The organism is Actinosynnema sp. NPDC053489 (assembly GCF_044544865.1).
Lineage (GTDB): Bacteria > Actinomycetota > Actinomycetes > Mycobacteriales > Pseudonocardiaceae > Actinosynnema.
This window is the reverse complement of record NZ_JBITXT010000023.1, coordinates 23,494-39,027: the sequence shown is the minus strand read 5'-3', so window position 1 is coordinate 39,027 and position 15,534 is coordinate 23,494. Positions and strand designations below refer to the sequence as shown.

The window sequence follows — 15,534 nt, the reverse complement described above, 5'->3', positions numbered from 1 at the left end:
GGTGCAGCCTACTGACCGGATGCTGAAACGCCGTGCCGCGGTCGGACCGAAGGGCTAGGGTCGTTCGACGCTTGATGCCCATCGGCAGGAGGACCACGGGTGATCGAGTTCCGCGACGTGACCAAGCGGTTCGACGACGGGACCACCGCGGTGCACGGCCTGGACCTCGTGGTCGAGGCGGGCACGATCACGGTCTTCGTCGGACCGTCCGGGTGCGGCAAGACCACGTCGCTGCGCATGGTGAACCGGATGATCGACCCCACGTCCGGCACCGTCCTGGTGGACGGTCGCGACGTGTCGGGTGTGGACCCGCCGACGCTGCGGCGCGGCATCGGGTACGTGATCCAGCAGGCCGGGCTGTTCCCGCACCGGACCGTGCTGGACAACGTCGCCACCGTGCCGCTGCTGACCGGCTGGACCCGCCGCAAGGCCCGCGCCCGCGCCGCCGAGCTGCTGGAGCTGGTCGGGCTGCCCGCCGAACTGGGCCGCCGCTACCCCGTGCAGCTCTCGGGCGGCCAGCAGCAGCGCGTCGGCGTGGCGCGGGCGCTGGCCGCGGACCCGCCCGTGCTGCTGATGGACGAGCCGTTCAGCGCGGTCGACCCGGTGGTGCGCGAGGGGTTGCAGGACGAGCTGCTGCGGCTGCAGGCCGAGCTGGCCAAGACGATCGTGTTCGTCACGCACGACATCGACGAGGCCATCCGGATCGGCGAGAAGGTCGCGGTGATGCGCACCGGCGGTTTCCTGGCCCAGTACGCGCCGCCCGCCGAGCTGCTGACCCGGCCCGCCGACGACTTCGTGGCGGGCTTCGTGGGCCGGGACCGCGGCTACCGCAGCCTGTCCTTTGTGGACGCGTCCGGTGTGGAGGTCGCGCCGGCGCCGACGGAGGGGGCGGACGGGTCCCCGTCGGGCTGGCGGCTCGTGGTGGACGAGGAGCGGCGGCCGCAGGGCTGGGTCGCGCCCGACGGCGCGGAGGTGCCCGGCGGCTCGCTGTACGAGGTGGGCGCGCCGATCCGGGGCGCGCTGGACGCCGCGCTGTCCTCGCCGGCGGGTCTCGGCGTCGCGGTGGACGCCGAGGGGAGGCTCGCCGGTGTCGTCACCGCGAGGCAGGTGCTGGACGTGATCGAGAGCCGCCGTGGGTGACATCGCGAAGTACCTGGGCGACGCGGGCACCAGGGCGGCGCTGCTGGACATGCTGCTCGACCACGTCTACCTGTCGCTGGTGCCGCTGGTCGTGGCGGTGGTGCTGGCGATCGTGCTGGGGCTGCTGTGCCACCGGTTCCAGCGGGTCAACGCGACGCTGATCGCGGTGTCCAACGTCGTCTACACGATCCCGTCGCTGGCGCTGTTCGCGATCATCCCGGCGGTCATCGGCACCCAGGTGCTCGACCCGCTGAACGTGATCACCGCGCTGACGATCTACACGACCGCGCTGCTGGTCCGGCCGGTCGCCGAGGCGCTGGCCGCGGTGCCGGCGCACGTCACCGCCGCCGCGACCGCGATGGGCTTCCGGCCGCTGCGCCGGTTCCTCACCGTGGAGCTGCCGCTGTCCGTGCCGGTGCTGGCCGCCGGGGTGCGGGTCGGCTCCGTCAGCAACATCAGCCTGGTCAGCGTGGGCGCGCTGATCGGCACGGGCGGGCTGGGCACGTTGTTCACCGACGGGTTCCGGCAGCGGTACCTCGCGCCGATCATCGTCGGCATCGTGCTGACGCTGGTGCTGGCGCTGGTGGTCGACCTGCTGCTGGTGCTGCTGCGCAACCGGTTGACGCCGTGGGCGCGGGCGGGGGGCAGGCCGTGATCTTCGCGGACGCGTTCGCCTGGCTGGTCGACCCGGCCAACTGGTCGGGCGGCAAGTCGATCCCGGTGCGGATCGGCATCCACCTGCTCTACTGCTTCGCCGCCGTGCTCGGCGCCGCCCTGGTCGCGGTGCCGCTCGGCCTGTACGTCGGGCACACCGGGCGCGGCGGGGTGGTGCTCGTCGGCGGCAGCAACGCGCTGCGGGCGCTGCCGACGCTGGGCCTGGTCACGTTCCTGTACCTGGTCGCGGGCGGCGGCACGACCGGGGTGCTCATCGGCCTCGTGGTGCTCGCCGTGCCGCCGATCCTGGCCGGCGCCTACGCGGGCATCCAGGACGTCGACCGGGGCGTGGTCGACGCGGCGAGCGGCATGGGCATGACCGGCGCGCAGCGGCTGTGGCGGGTCGAGGTGCCCAACGCGCTGCCGCTGCTGGTCGGCGGCCTGCGCAACGCCATGTTGCAGGTGGTCGCCACCGCGTCGGTGGCGGCCTACGTCGGGGTCGAGACGTTGGGGCGTCCGCTGCTGGACGGCCTGCGGGTGCTGGACTACGGGCAGTTCGTCGGCGGCGCGATCCTGATCGCCCTGCTCGCCGTCGTGCTGGACGCGGTGCTCGCGGTCGTCGGCAGGCTGGTCGTGCCCACGGGTTTGCGGCTGTCGGCCCGGGCTCCTCGCGCGAGGGGCGCCAAGGCGCGGTCGAATGGGTCACAGCCGAGGCGCCGGGAAGAGCCCGCGCCCGTCGAATCTGGAGGAAGCACGGCATGAAGCGCACGTTGGCCGTCGTCGTCGCGGCGACCGCACTGGTCGTCTCCGCGTGCGGGTCCAAGGAGGACCTGGGCGGGAGCGGCCAGCAGGCCGCGTCGGGTGAGGTCGTGGTCGGTTCGGCCGACTTCACCGAGAACAAGATCCTGGCCGAGATCTATGCCGGCGCGCTGAAGGCGACCGGCGCGAAGGTGACGGTGAAGTCCGGCATCGGCGCGCGCGAGCTGCTCGTGAAGGCGTTGCAGGACAAGTCGCTCGGCGTGGTGCCGGAGTACACGGGCAACCTGCTCAACTTCTTCGACAAGACCAACGCCACCACCGAGGCGGAGGAGGTCTACACGGCGCTGAAGTCCAAGACGCCGTCGGGCCTCGAGGTGCTGCAGAAGTCCGAGGCCGAGGACAAGGACGTCCTGGTGGTCACCAAGGCCACCGCGGCCGGCGGCGTGAAGTCCATCGCCGACCTCGGCTCGGGCAAGTACGCGCTCGGCGCGGCCGGCGAGTGGGCGCAGCGCTGGGAGGCCAAGATCAAGGAGCTGTACGGGGTGACGTTCACCGAGATCAAGACCACCGACACGGGTGGTCCGATCACGGTCGACTCGCTGAAGAACGGCACCGTGCAGGTGATCAACCTCTACACGACGTCGGCCGACATCAAGGCCAACGACTTCGTGGAGCTGGAGGACCCGAAGGTGATGTACCCGGCGCAGAACGTCGTGCCGCTGCTGCGGTCCGACGCCGTCGACGCCAAGGGCAAGGAGGCGCTGGACAAGGTGTCCGCGGCGCTGACCACCGAGAAGCTGGCCGAGCTGGTCAAGCGGGTGGACGTGGACAAGGAGACGGCCGCGAACGTGGCGGCGGACTTCCTCAAGGGCGTCACCCTCTAGACCCCGGTGGCTCGCGCGGCCCGGTCGCCCCGGTGGGGTGGCCGGGCCGCCGCCGTTCACCGGTCGGGTTCATGGCACGTCGAGCCGGACTTGCGCGGATCCTCCGGTGCGTTCAGTATTGGCTCATGTTCAAGAAAAATGAACATGACGTCATTTTGAACGAAGAGTACTCTGAGCTGCGGGAATGGCTGAGGCAGTTTGGTCTCAGAGTCGCCATCGGCACACGAGCCGCCGATGAAGGGGCCGACTTGGTGGTCCGCGTCAGCCGGGTCTCGGGCGCGGCTCGGACCTACGCCGTCCTGGTCAAGCGGGCGGTGCCGGCCGAACTCGCGACGGCGCTGCACCCGCACGCGTCGCTACCCACCCTGGTCGTCGCCCGCTCGATCACCGAGCAAGCCGCGGACCTGCTGCGTGCGCGGGGCATCGATTACGTCGACGAGGCGGGCAACGCCCACATCGAGTGGGATGACGTGCTCATCGACGTCCGAGGGCGTCGCAAGGCGAGCGCGCGGACCGGTGGGTCCTCGCCGCCCGGGAGCAAGGCGTTCGGTCGCACGGGCCTGAAGGTCGGGTTCGTCCTGCTCAGTTGGCCGTGGATGGCAGGGAAGCCACTGCGCGAGCTCGCGCGCGCCGGCGGCGTCTCGCTCGGCACCGCTCAAGCGGTCGTCGACGACCTCGCCAGGGCGGGCTACCTGTACGAAGTGGCGGGCAGGCGCAGACTGGCGAGAGCGGGGGAGTTGCTCAACCGGTGGTCGGAGGCCTACTCGACAAGGCTCTCGCCCACGCTGGCCCTAGGCGACTTCGAGGCTTCCGATCTCTCGTGGTGGCGCGATTCGGAGGAGGAGTTGACGCGAGCCGACGTCCAAGTGGGGGGAGAAGCCGGTGCGAGCGTCCTCGACCCGCACCTCATCCCGGCGACCCTCACCCTCTACGCCGCCGAACCGCCGCGCCCGCTCATCGGCAGGCACCGACTGGTGCGCGCCGAACAAGGAGGTAACGTCCACGTACGACAGCGGTTCTGGACGGTGGACCGGCACTCGTGGATCGTGCCTTCCACGCTGATCTACGCTGATCTGCTCGCTTCCGGCGACTCCCGCCAACGCGAGCACGCGGACAGGATGAGAAGCAGTGACGATCGACTTGCGAGCCTCGACCGACTATGAGGTCCTCAGGGCCGCCGCGGTGCTGGCGCGAATCGACGAAGCGGCGCACGAAGCACGGGTCCACTACCTGGTCGTAGGTGCGACTGCCCGTTCGCTCATCTCCCTGGACCTGCTCGGCAGATCTCCCGACCGCCGTACCCGGGACATCGACATCGCGGCCGAGGTCGACTCCTGGGAGGAGTTCGACAGCCTGGTCGGCAGGCTCGACCGGCGCGGTGACAGCGCGCACGAGTTCCTCGTCGAAGGCACCGAGGTGGATGTCGTTCCCTACGGTGGCATCGAGGAGGAGGATCGGACGATCACGTGGCCGGACGACCACGTGATGAGCGTCCTCGGTTTCCGCGAAGCGGTCGACACCGCGCAGACGGTCCTCCTGCCGAACGGAGTCACCGCCAGGATCCCGTCGATCCCCGCACTCGCCCTCCTGAAGATCTTCGCCTGGCGAGATCGCCACCGCGACGACAGGCGCGACGCGGTCGACCTGGCGACGATGATCGGGTGGTACTCGTCCGGGAAGTACTCGGACCGGCTCTACGGCGAGGATTACGACGTGCTCGAGAAGTCCGACTACGACCTCTCGGCAGCGGGAGCACGGCTGCCGGGGTCGCACATGCCGGTCTTGCTCGACGAGGGCGGTACAGCCGAACTGCTCCGCGTCCTGGACGACCCGGAGTTGACCGGGCGGTTGGCGAAAGACATGGGCGCGCCCCGTGCCGCGGTCCTGGTGCGGGCCCTGGGCCTGGGTGTTCGCGATGTCATCGACGGGACCGGGCGGGTGCAACCCGGATGACCGACAGGGCGACCGCTCCTCAGGCCCGGCCGCCGATGCGGCCGGTCAGCTCCTCCGCCGCGCGCAGCGCCTCGGCCGCCAGCCCGGGCCACGTCTCGCCGCACTCGGTGTCGCACACGTGCCGGAAGGTGACGGTGATCGCGGCGATCGGGCGCTCGCCGTGGTCGAAGACCGGTGCGGCGACGGAGGCGAAGCCGGCCGTCACGTAGCCGTCCTCGACCGCCCACCCGCGCCTGCGCTCGACGGCCAGGAGCCTGCGCAACGCGGGCAGGTCGCGCGGGCCGCGCCCGGTCCGGTCCACGAACGGCCCCGGGAACAGGGCCCTGACCTGCGCCGCCGGCAGCCGGCCCAGCACCGCGCGGCCCGACGCGGTCAGGTGCGCGGGCAGCCGCACGCCCACGTCCGACACGATCGTGGTCGGCCGGCTCGGCTGCTCCCGCACCAGGTACAGCGACTCCGCGCCGTGCAGCACGCCCAGGTGCGCGGTCCGCCCGACGGCGTCGACCAGCCGCCGCAGCACGGGCACCGCGAGCCGCTCCAGCGGGTCGTGCCGCAGGTAGGCCGAGCCCAGCTCGAACGCCGCCACGCCCAGTCCGTACCGCCGCTCCTCGGGGAAGTGGGTGGCGAACCCGGCGGCGGTCAGCTCCGCCAGCAGGTGGTAGGTCGTCGACCTGGGCAGGTCCAGCTCGCGCGCCACGGCCGCGGCCGACAGCGGGCCGGGCCTGCTCGCCAGCAACCGCAGCACCGCGAGCCCCCGGCGCAACGCCGGCACGTCGCTGCTGCCTCCCACGCGGCCCATTCTCAACAAAACGCCGCCGGGGCGCATTGGAGGGGTATGAGCACCGGCTTCGAGGAGTTCGCCGCCGCACAGGTGACCCCGCTGCTGCGCTACGCCACCGTGCTGACCGGCGACCCGCACCTGGCCCAGGACGTGATCCAGGAGGTCCTGCTCCGGGCCCAGCAGAAGTGGGCGCGCATCGGCTCGGTCGACGCGCCGGCCGCGTACCTCAAGCGGATGGTGACCAACGAGTACCTCGGTTGGCGCCGCCGCCTGAAGGCGCACTCACCGCTGACGGGCGTGGACCCGCCCCAGCCCGACCCCGCCGACCACTACGACGAGCGGGAGGCGATGCTCCAGCGCATCGACCGGCTCCCGCGCAAGCAGAAGGTCGCCGTCGTCCTGCGCTACTACGAGGGCTGCGACGACGCCGAGATCGCCGCCGTCCTGGGCTGCGCCCGGGGCACGGTCCGCAGTCACATCTCCCGCGCGCTGGCAGTGCTGCGCGCCGACGAACGCGTGAGGCAGTCGCTGTGAACGACACCACCGAGACCCTGATCACCGACGCGCTGCGCCACCGGGCCGAGCGCACCCCGCCGCCCGGGGTGGTGCTCGCCGCCCTGCGCCGACCGCGCCGGGACCGCAAGCCGCTGCTCCTGGTGCTCGCCGCCGCCACCACGACGGCGGCCGCCGCCGCGCTGGTGGTGACCACCGTGAACGGGCCGACCGCCGGCCAGGCGCCGCCCGCCCGGGAGGTCGTCGCCACGTCCGCGCCCACCCCGGCCCGGGTCGCCGACGTGCCCACCCGCGCCCTCGAGTACCGGCCCGGGGTGGTGCCCGACGGGTACGCCGAGCGGCAGCGCGTCATCGGCCCGTGGGGCACGACCCGCATCTACGCGCCGGGGTCGACGGACCCCGGCTCACCGCTGGTCCGCTTCGGCGTCTTCACCTCCATCGCCGGCGACGTGGGCCCGAAGGTGGAGAACGCGCCGGTCGCCGACCGCACGACGGTGGGCGGCGCGCCGGCGGCCTGGTTCGGCGACAGCCTGTACTGGAACGCCGCCCCCGGCCGCGTGCTCAGCGTCGGTCTGGAGGACGTCACCGGCGTCGACGTCCGGGCGCAGGTGCGGCGGATCGCCGACTCCGTGGTCGCGGACCCCGCGGCGATGCGCGTCCCGTTCTCGCTGAACGAGTACCCGTACGTCGTGGTGCGGGGGTCGGGCCCGGCCGACTGGGTGATCGACGGCACGAGCGACCTCGACGACGTCCGGTACGCCGTGGAGCTGCTGCGGACCGCCGAGGCGCCGGCCGGCTCCACCCCCACCACCGTCGGCGGCGAGCCCGCGCACTACTCCGCCGACGGGTTCGGGCTGCTCGCCGTCCAGGTCGCGCCGGACCTCCAGGTCCGCGTGAAGCCGCACGAGTTCCCCGTCCGCGAGGGCGAGCCCGTGCCGCCCGGCCTGGAGACCAGGCACGCCCCGGTCGAGGTGCTGGCCCGGGTGGCGGCGGCGCTGGCGGTGGACGTCGACCCGGACGTGGCCTGGATCGGCACGAGGTAGGGCGCGGCCGGCGCACCGCGCAGTGGTGGGTGCTCCACGGACGGGAGCGCCCACCACGCCGCTAAGAGCCGCACACCTCCGGCCCGAGCCGCGCGAACGGTTCGGGCGGGCCCAACCGTCTGGGATGCCAGACACCATCGGCGGATGTCGGGTCGTGCGGAGGCGGCCGCCGGGTTGAGATGGGCACATGCAGCAACCCGTGCAGCTGGGTCCGAAACCCCTGACCCGCGACGACGTCCACGCCGTTGCCCGGGGCGACGCGCCCGTGGAGATCACGGAGGCGGCCCGCGAGGCGGTCACCACCGCCCGCGCGCACATCGAGCGCCTGGCCACGGCCGAGCAGCCGACCTACGGCGTGTCCACCGGCTTCGGCGCGCTGGCGGTCCGGCACATCCCGCCGGACCGCCGGGCCGCCCTCCAGCAGTCCCTGGTCCGCTCGCACGCCGCGGGCGCCGGCCCGGAGGTCGAGCGCGAGGTCGTGCGCGCCCTCGTCCTGCTCCGGCTCAAGACGCTGGCGAGCGGCCACACCGGCGTGCGGCTGGAGACCGCCGAGGCGATGGCCGCGATGCTCAACGCGGGCATCACGCCCGTCGTGCACGAGTTCGGCTCGCTCGGCTGCTCCGGCGACCTCGCGCCGCTGTCCGCCGCCGCCCTCGCGCTCACCGGCGAGGGCGACGTCCGGGACGCCGCCGGGAACCTGCTCCCGGCCTCCGCCGCCCTCGCCGCGGCGGGCGTCGAGCCGGTCCGGCTGGCCGAGAAGGAGGGCCTGGCGCTGATCAACGGCACCGACGGCATGCTGGGCATGCTGGTGCTGGCGATCCACGACCTGGAATACCTGCTCGACGTCGCCGACCTGACCGCGGCGATGAGCGTGGAGGCCCTGCTCGGCACGGACCGGGTGTTCGCCGCCGACCTCCAGGCGCTGCGCCCGCACCCCGGCCAGGGCCGCTCCGCGCGGCGCATGGCGGAGCTCCTGCGCGGCTCGGAGATCATGGAGAGCCACCGCGGCCCGGACTGCACCCGCGTCCAGGACGCGTACTCGCTGCGCTGCTCGCCGCAGGTGCACGGCGCGGCCCGCGACACCGTCGCCTACGCGGCGACCGTCGCCGACCGCGAGCTGGCGGCGTCGGTGGACAACCCGGTGGTGCTGGCCGACGGCCGGGTGGAGTCCAACGGCAACTTCCACGGCGCGCCGATCGCCTACGTGCTGGACTTCCTCGCCATCCCGACCGCCGACGTGGCGAGCATCGCCGAGCGCCGCACCGACCGGATGCTGGACGTGAACCGGTCGCACGGCCTGCCGCCGTTCCTGGCGCACGACCCCGGCGTGGACTCCGGGCACATGATCGCCCAGTACACGCAGGCGGCGATCGTCAGCGAGCTGAAGCGGCTGGCCGTGCCCGCGTCGGTCGACTCGATCCCGAGCAGCGCCATGCAGGAGGACCACGTCTCCATGGGCTGGTCGGCCGCGCGCAAGCTCCGCCAGGCCGTCGACGGGCTGCGCCGGGTCCTCGCGATCGAGTTCCTGACCGCCGCGCGGGCGCTGGACCTGCGCAAACCGCTCAACCCCGCACCCGCGACCGCGGCGGCCGTCGCGAAGCTGCGCGAGTACGTCGCGGGCCCCGGCCCGGACCGCCACCTCGCGCCCGAGATCGCCGCCGCCGAAGACCTCATCCGGAAGGGAGCACTGTGATGGTGCGCGCCGCCCGAGGCACCGACCTCACCGCGCGCAGCTGGCCCACCGAGGCCGCGCTGCGGATGTTCCACAACAACCTCGACCCGGACGTGGCCGAGCGGCCCGAGGACCTGGTCGTCTACGGCGGCACGGGCAAGGCCGCCCGCGACTGGCCCAGCTTCCACGCCATCAGCCGCGAGCTGGCGCGGCTGGCGGACGACGAGACGCTGCTCGTGCAGTCGGGCCGCCCGGTCGGCGTCATGCGCACGCACGAGTGGGCGCCGCGCGTGCTGATCGCGAACTCCAACCTCGTGCCGGACTGGGCCAACTGGCCCGAGTTTCGCAGGCTGGAGGCCGAGGGCCTGACCATGTACGGCCAGATGACGGCCGGTTCGTGGATCTACATCGGCACCCAGGGCATCCTCCAGGGCACCTACGAGACGTTCGCCGCCGTGGCCGACAAGCGGTTCGGCGGCACCCTGCGCGGCACGCTGACCGTCACCGCCGGCCTCGGCGGCATGGGCGGCGCGCAACCGCTTGCGGTCACCATGAACGAGGGCGTGGCGCTCTGCGTCGAGATCGACCCGCAGCGCGCCCGCCGCCGGTTGGAGACCCGGTACCTGGACGAGATCGCCGACGACCTGGACGACGCCGTGGCCCGCGTGCTCGCCGCCAAGGCCGAGGGCCGGGCGCTGTCGGTGGGCCTGATCGGCAACGCCGCCGAGGTGCTGCCGGAGCTGCTGCGCCGCGACGTGCCGGTGGACGTCGTCACCGACCAGACCTCCGCGCACGACCCGCTGGCGTACTGCCCCAAGGGCGTCGCGGTCGAGGACTGGCCCGACTACGCCGCCGCCAAGCCCGACGAGTTCACCGACCGCGCCCGCGAGTCGATGGCCGACCACGTCGAGGCCATGGTGGGCTTCCTCGACCGGGGCGCCGAGGTCTTCGACTACGGCAACTCGATCCGCGGCGAGGCGAAGCTCGGCGGCTACGAGCGGGCGTTCGACTTCCCCGGCTTCGTGCCCGCCTACATCCGCCCGCTGTTCTGCGAGGGCAAGGGCCCGTTCCGCTGGGCCGCGCTGTCCGGTGACCCGGCCGACATCGCCGCCACCGACCGCGCGATCCTGGAGCTGTTCCCCGAGGACGAGAAGCTCGCGCGGTGGATCAGGATGGCCGGCGAGCGCGTCGAGTTCCAGGGCCTGCCCGCCCGCATCTGCTGGCTCGGCTACGGCGAGCGGCACCTGGCCGGGCTGCGGTTCAACGAGATGGTCGCGTCGGGCGAGCTGTCCGCGCCGATCGTCATCGGCCGCGACCACCTCGACTGCGGTTCGGTCGCCTCGCCGTACCGGGAGACCGAGGCGATGGCCGACGGCTCGGACGCCATCGCCGACTGGCCGCTGCTCAACGCCCTGGTCAACACGGCCTCCGGCGCGACCTGGGTGTCGCTGCACCACGGCGGCGGCGTCGGCATCGGCCGGTCCATCCACGCGGGCCAGGTGACCGTCGCCGACGGCACGCCGCTGGCGGCGCAGAAGATCGAGCGGGTGCTGACCAACGACCCGGCCATGGGCGTGATCCGGCACGTGGACGCCGGGTACCAGCGGGCCGTCGACGTCGCCGCCGAGAAGCACGTGCCGATCCCGATGAGCGCCCGTGACTGACCTCGCGGACCTCGCCGACGTCGGCCGCGACCGGCGCCGGGGCGGCTACTCCCGGCACGGCTTCGACGCCGTGGAACTCGAACTGCGCGCCTGGTTCGTCGAGGAGGCCGAGCGGCGCGGGTTGGACGTGCGCCCCGACCGCAACGGCAACCTCTGGGCGTGGTGGGGCGCGCCGGGGCCCGGCGCGGTGATCACCGGCAGCCACCTCGACTCGGTGCCGGGCGGTGGCGCGTTCGACGGCCCGCTCGGCGTCGTGTCGGCGTTGCAGGCGGTGGACCTGTTGCGCGCCAAGGGGTTCACGCCCGCGAAGCCGATGGCGGTCGTGGTGTTCGTGGAGGAGGAGGGCGGCCGGTTCGGCGTCGCCTGCCTCGGGTCGCGCCTGATGACCGGCGCGATCAGCGCCGAGGCCGCGTGCCGGCTGGTCGACGCCGACGGCGTCACGTTCGGCGAGGCCGCCCACGCGGCCGGGTTCGACCCGCTGCGGATGGGGCGCGACGACCGCGCGCTGGCCTCCGTCGGCGCGTTCGTGGAGCTGCACGTCGAGCAGGGCCGCGGGCTGGACGTGCCGGTGGGGCTGGCCGACTCGATCCTGGCGCACGGGCGGTGGCGCTACACGTTCACCGGCGAGGGCAACCACGCCGGCGCGACGCTGGTCGAGGACCGGCGCGACCCGATGCTGCCCGCCGCGGCGCTGGTGCTCGCCGCGCGCCGGGCGGCGACCGGTGGCGCGCGGGCCACGGTCGGCCGGGTCGTGCCCAACCCGGGCGGCACCAACGTGATCGCCTCGTCGGTGGACGTGTGGCTGGACGCGCGGGCCGACGACGAGCCGCGCACCCGCGAGGTCGTCGCGCAGGTCACCGAGGCGGCCCGGGCGGCGGCGGCCGAGGAGGGCTGCGAGGTCCGCGTGGCGGAGGAGAGCTGGGGCCCGACGGTCCGCTTCGACCCCGACCTCCGGTCCCGCCTCCGGGAGGCGCTCGGCGGCGGCACGCCGGCGTTGCCGACCGGCGCGGGCCACGACGCCGGCATCCTGGCCGCGCACGTGCCGACCGCCATGCTGTTCGTGCGCAACCCCACCGGGATCAGCCACGCGCCGGAGGAGTTCGCCGAGGCGGACGACTGCGCGGCGGGCGTGGTGGCGCTGGCGGCGGCCCTGGAGCACCTGGCGCGATGAAGAGCTTCTGGTGCGAGCGGGCGTGGCTGCCGGACGGGATCGCGTCGCGGGTGCTGGTGCGCGTGGACCGGGGCCTCGTCTCCTCCGTGTCCACCGTGGACACGATCCCGCTCGGCGTCGAGCGGCTGCACGGCCTGGTGCTCCCGGGTTTCGCGAACGCGCACTCGCACGCGTTCCACCGGGCGCTGCGCGGGCGCACGCACTCCGACGGCGGCACGTTCTGGTCGTGGCGCGAGCGGATGTACGCGGTGGCCGAGCGGTTGACGCCGGAGTCGTACCTGGCGCTGGCCACGGCGGTGTACGCGGAGATGGCCGTGGCCGGCGTGACGGCGGTGGGGGAGTTCCACTACCTGCACGACGGCGGCAACGAGATGGCCGAGGCGCTGCGCGAGGCCGCCCGGCGCGCCGGGATCAGGCTCACCCTGCTGGACGCCTGCTACCTGGCGGGTGGCATCGGCCAACCGGCCCGCGGCGTGCAGGAGCGGTTCTCCGACGGCACCGGCGACCGGTGGCTGAACCGGGTCGCCGAGCTGCGCGGGGACGACAACACCAGGATCGGCGCGGCGATCCACTCCGTCCGCGCCGTGCCGCGCGGAACGTTGTCGCTGGTGGCGGGGGCCTTCCCGGAACGGCCGCTGCACGTGCACCTGTCGGAGCAGCCGGCGGAGAACCGGGCCTGCCTGGAGGCGTACGGCCTGACGCCGACCGAGCTGCTGGCCGAGGCGGGCGCCCTCACCCCGCGGACCACGGCCGTGCACGGGACGCACCTGACGGCGAAGGACATCGGCCTGCTCGGCGCCACCGGCACGGGCGTGTGCTTCTGCCCCACCACGGAGGCCGACCTCGCCGACGGCATCGGCCCGGCCCGCGAGCTGGCCGACGCGGGGTCGCCCCTGTCGCTGGGCAGCGACCAGCACGCGGTCGTCGACCCGCTGCTGGAGGCGCGCGCCCTGGAGCACAACGAGCGCCTGCGCACCGGCGAGCGGGGCCGGTTCACCCCGGCGCAGCTCGTCGGCGCGCTGACGAACCACGCCTCGATCGGGTGGCCGGAGGCGGGCCGGATCGAGGTCGGCGCCCCGGCCGACCTGGTGGCCGTGCGGCTGGACTCGGTCCGCACCGCCGGCGCGGACCCCGAGCAGGTGGTCCTCGCCGCCACGGCGTCGGACGTCCGCGTCGTCGTGGTCGGTGGCAGGGTCGTGGCGCGCGACGGCGCGCACGAGCTGCTGGGTGACGTGTCCGGGCTGTTGAGGACGGGGTTGGGCGGATGAGCAGCACGCTGGTCACCGGTATCGGTGAGCTGACGACCAACGACCCGGAGCTGGGTCGCCTCACCGACGCCGCGCTGGTGTTCGGGGAGCGGGTGGAGTGGGTCGGACCCGCCTCCGCCGCGCCCGCCGCCGACGTGCGGGTCGACGTGGCCGGCCGGGCGGTGCTGCCCGGGTGGGTGGACAGCCACACGCACCTGGTCTTCGCGGGCGACCGGACCGCCGAGTTCGAGGCGCGCGTGGCCGGCGCGCCCTACGCGGCCGGCGGCATCGCGGTGACCGTCGGGGCGACCCGCGCGGCCTCCGACGACGACCTCGCCGCCACCCTGCGGCGGCACGTCGCCGAGGCCGTCGCCCAGGGCACGACCACGGTCGAGACCAAGACCGGCTACGGGCTGACCGTCGCCGACGAGGAGCGGTCGGCGCGGATCGCCGCCGGGCACGTCGACGAGGTCACCTTCCTCGGCGCGCACCTCGTGCCGCCGGGCGCCGACGCGGACGAGTACGTGTCGCTGGTGGTCGGCGAGATGCTCGACGCGGTCGCGCCGCACGTGCGCTGGGCGGACGTGTTCTGCGAGCGCGGCGCGTTCGACGCCGACCAGTCCCGCGCGGTGCTGACGGCCGCCCGGGCCCGCGGGCTCGGGCTGCGGGTGCACGGCAACCAGCTCGGCGAGGGGCCGGGCGTGCGGCTGGCGGTGGAGCTGGGCGCGGCGAGCGTCGACCACTGCACGCACCTCTCGGCGGCCGACGTCGACGCGTTGGCGGGTTCGGACACCGTCGCCACCCTGCTGCCGGCGTGCGACCTGTCGACCCGGCAGCCGCTGCCGCCCGCGCGGCGGCTGCTCGACGCGGGCGCGACGGTCGCCCTCGCCAGCAACTGCAACCCCGGCAGCTCCTACACCACGTCCCTCGCCTACTGCGTGGCGACGGCCGTGCTCCAGATGCGCCTGACCGTCGAGGAAGCCGTCACCGCGGCCACCCTGAACGGCGCGAGGGCGCTGCGGCGCGCGGACGTCGGCCACCTGTCACCGGGCGCGCGGGCCGACGTCCACGTGCTCGACGCGCCCTCGACCACCCACCTCGCCTACCGCCCGGGCGTCCCGCTCACGCACGCGGTGTGGCGAGCAGGTGTTCGGCGGCGCTGAGCGCGGCCGTCGCGCTGTCCGGGTGCGCGGGCAGGAGCGGGAGGCGGACGTCCGGGGTCGGGATGCGCCCCCGCGCGTGCAGCACGGCCTTGATCACGGTCGGGTTCGGCTCGGCGAACAAGGCCGCCGAGAGCGCGCTCAACCGGCCGCCGAGGTCCCGTGCGGCGGCCACGTCACCGGCGTGCCAGAGGTCGATCAACCGGGCGAACGCGGCCGTGGCGACGTGCGCCGACGCCAGGATGCCGCCGTGCGCGCCCAGCGCCAGCAGCGGCGAGATGAACGCGTCGTCGCCACCGAGGACCGCGAAGTCCGGCGGCAGGTCGGCGAACAGGGCGACCGTGTCCGCGTTGATCCCGCCCGCCGCGTACTTCACCCCGGCCACCCCGGGCACCTCCGCCAGGCGGCGCAACGCGCTCGCGGACAGGTACTGCCCGGTCCGGTACGGGATGTCGTAGACGACCAGCGGCACGGGGCTGTCGGCGGCCAGCCGGGTCAGGTGGGCCAGCGCGCCCTCCTCGCCGGGCCGGACGAACGACGGCACGACGGTCAGCGAGGCCACCACCTCCGGGTGGTCGGCCAGCTCGCGCAGCGCCCGGGGGGTGTTCGCGCCGACGACCAGCGGGACGTGCCGCGCCCGGCAGACCCGGGTCACCACCCCGAGCACGGCCTGCTGCTCGGCGGGCGTGAGCGAGGACGGCTCGGCGGTCGTGCCGAGGGCCACCAGGCCGCGGGCGCCCTCGTCCACCGCCTGCTCGGCCAGGGCCTCCAGCGCGTCGAGGGCCACGGCCCCCGACCGGTCGAACGGCGTGATCAGGGGCACGTAGAGGCCGGTGAGCGTCATGCGCACCACGGTGCCCGGCCGGACCGTGAAGGACCAGTTCGCGTTCCTC

Annotated in this window: 15 protein-coding genes; 13 read left to right on the top strand and 2 right to left on the bottom strand. The window is 74.0% G+C overall.

The genetic code is table 11. The annotated features are described in order from the left end of the window. Positions 1–99 precede the first annotated feature (99 nt). The 6 genes from ACIGNX_RS33490 to ACIGNX_RS33465 all read left to right on the top strand — a co-directional run bounded on the left by ACIGNX_RS33490 (position 100) and on the right by ACIGNX_RS33465 (position 5,390). On the top strand, positions 100–1,140 hold the full coding sequence (locus ACIGNX_RS33490; protein WP_396545353.1) for an ABC transporter ATP-binding protein: 1,041 nt from the start codon (positions 100–102) through the stop codon (positions 1,138–1,140). 49 nt (positions 1,141–1,189) lie between these two features. Then, positions 1,190–1,795: an ABC transporter permease gene (locus ACIGNX_RS33485; protein WP_396545405.1), complete on the top strand. Its 606-nt coding sequence runs from the start codon at positions 1,190–1,192 to the stop codon at positions 1,793–1,795. After that, positions 1,795–2,556 carry an ABC transporter permease gene (locus tag ACIGNX_RS33480; RefSeq protein WP_396545403.1) on the top strand — a complete coding sequence of 254 codons (762 nt, stop codon included), beginning with the start codon at positions 1,795–1,797 and terminating at the stop codon, positions 2,554–2,556. The genes ACIGNX_RS33485 and ACIGNX_RS33480 overlap by 1 nt, the downstream gene beginning before the upstream one ends. Continuing rightward, positions 2,553–3,437, top strand: coding sequence for an ABC transporter substrate-binding protein (locus tag ACIGNX_RS33475; protein ID WP_396545351.1), 885 nt, complete (start codon positions 2,553–2,555; stop codon positions 3,435–3,437). The genes ACIGNX_RS33480 and ACIGNX_RS33475 overlap by 4 nt, the downstream gene beginning before the upstream one ends. A gap of 125 nt (positions 3,438–3,562) precedes the next feature. Then, positions 3,563–4,600 carry a type IV toxin-antitoxin system AbiEi family antitoxin gene (locus ACIGNX_RS33470; protein ID WP_396545349.1) on the top strand — a complete coding sequence of 346 codons (1,038 nt, stop codon included), beginning with the start codon at positions 3,563–3,565 and terminating at the stop codon, positions 4,598–4,600. Continuing rightward, complete coding sequence (locus tag ACIGNX_RS33465; RefSeq protein WP_396545347.1) at positions 4,566–5,390, top strand: nucleotidyl transferase AbiEii/AbiGii toxin family protein; 825 nt, start codon at positions 4,566–4,568, stop codon at positions 5,388–5,390. The genes ACIGNX_RS33470 and ACIGNX_RS33465 overlap by 35 nt, the downstream gene beginning before the upstream one ends. Positions 5,391–5,409: 19 nt before the next feature. Here ACIGNX_RS33465 and ACIGNX_RS33460 read toward each other — a convergent pair whose 3' ends face one another. Further along, positions 5,410–6,180: an IclR family transcriptional regulator gene (locus ACIGNX_RS33460; protein ID WP_396545345.1), complete on the bottom strand. Its 771-nt coding sequence runs from the start codon at positions 6,178–6,180 to the stop codon at positions 5,410–5,412. A 45-nt stretch (positions 6,181–6,225) separates the two neighbouring features. Between ACIGNX_RS33460 and ACIGNX_RS33455 the strand changes: the two genes are divergently transcribed. The 7 genes from ACIGNX_RS33455 to hutI all read left to right on the top strand — a co-directional run bounded on the left by ACIGNX_RS33455 (position 6,226) and on the right by hutI (position 14,644). Further along, positions 6,226–6,705, top strand: coding sequence for a SigE family RNA polymerase sigma factor (locus ACIGNX_RS33455; RefSeq protein ID WP_396545343.1), 480 nt, complete (start codon positions 6,226–6,228; stop codon positions 6,703–6,705). After that, entirely contained in the window at positions 6,702–7,727 is a 1,026-nt protein-coding gene (locus ACIGNX_RS33450; RefSeq protein ID WP_396545341.1) for a hypothetical protein, read from the top strand. Before ACIGNX_RS33455 ends, ACIGNX_RS33450 begins: the two co-directional genes overlap by 4 nt. Before the next feature lie 187 nt (positions 7,728–7,914). Next, positions 7,915–9,420 (top strand): histidine ammonia-lyase, encoded by a 1,506-nt coding sequence (gene hutH / locus ACIGNX_RS33445; RefSeq protein ID WP_396545339.1) that lies wholly within the window; start codon positions 7,915–7,917, stop codon positions 9,418–9,420. After that, positions 9,420–11,063 (top strand): urocanate hydratase, encoded by a 1,644-nt coding sequence (hutU, locus tag ACIGNX_RS33440; RefSeq protein WP_396545337.1) that lies wholly within the window; start codon positions 9,420–9,422, stop codon positions 11,061–11,063. Before hutH ends, hutU begins: the two co-directional genes overlap by 1 nt. Then, positions 11,056–12,234, top strand: a complete 1,179-nt coding sequence (locus ACIGNX_RS33435) for an allantoate amidohydrolase (protein ID WP_396545335.1) — start codon at positions 11,056–11,058, stop codon at positions 12,232–12,234. The genes hutU and ACIGNX_RS33435 overlap by 8 nt, the downstream gene beginning before the upstream one ends. Beyond that, positions 12,231–13,502 (top strand): formimidoylglutamate deiminase, encoded by a 1,272-nt coding sequence (locus tag ACIGNX_RS33430; RefSeq protein WP_396545333.1) that lies wholly within the window; start codon positions 12,231–12,233, stop codon positions 13,500–13,502. The genes ACIGNX_RS33435 and ACIGNX_RS33430 overlap by 4 nt, the downstream gene beginning before the upstream one ends. Continuing rightward, the gene (hutI, locus tag ACIGNX_RS33425; protein ID WP_396545331.1) at positions 13,499–14,644 is read left to right on the top strand and encodes an imidazolonepropionase; all 1,146 of its coding nucleotides are present in this window, start codon (positions 13,499–13,501) and stop codon (positions 14,642–14,644) included. The genes ACIGNX_RS33430 and hutI overlap by 4 nt, the downstream gene beginning before the upstream one ends. Here hutI and ACIGNX_RS33420 read toward each other — a convergent pair. Beyond that, positions 14,604–15,485, bottom strand: a complete 882-nt coding sequence (locus ACIGNX_RS33420; RefSeq protein WP_396545329.1) for a dihydrodipicolinate synthase family protein — start codon at positions 15,483–15,485, stop codon at positions 14,604–14,606. The two genes, hutI and ACIGNX_RS33420, sit on opposite strands and share 41 nt — an antisense overlap. Between the last annotated feature and the right edge of the window lie 49 nt (positions 15,486–15,534).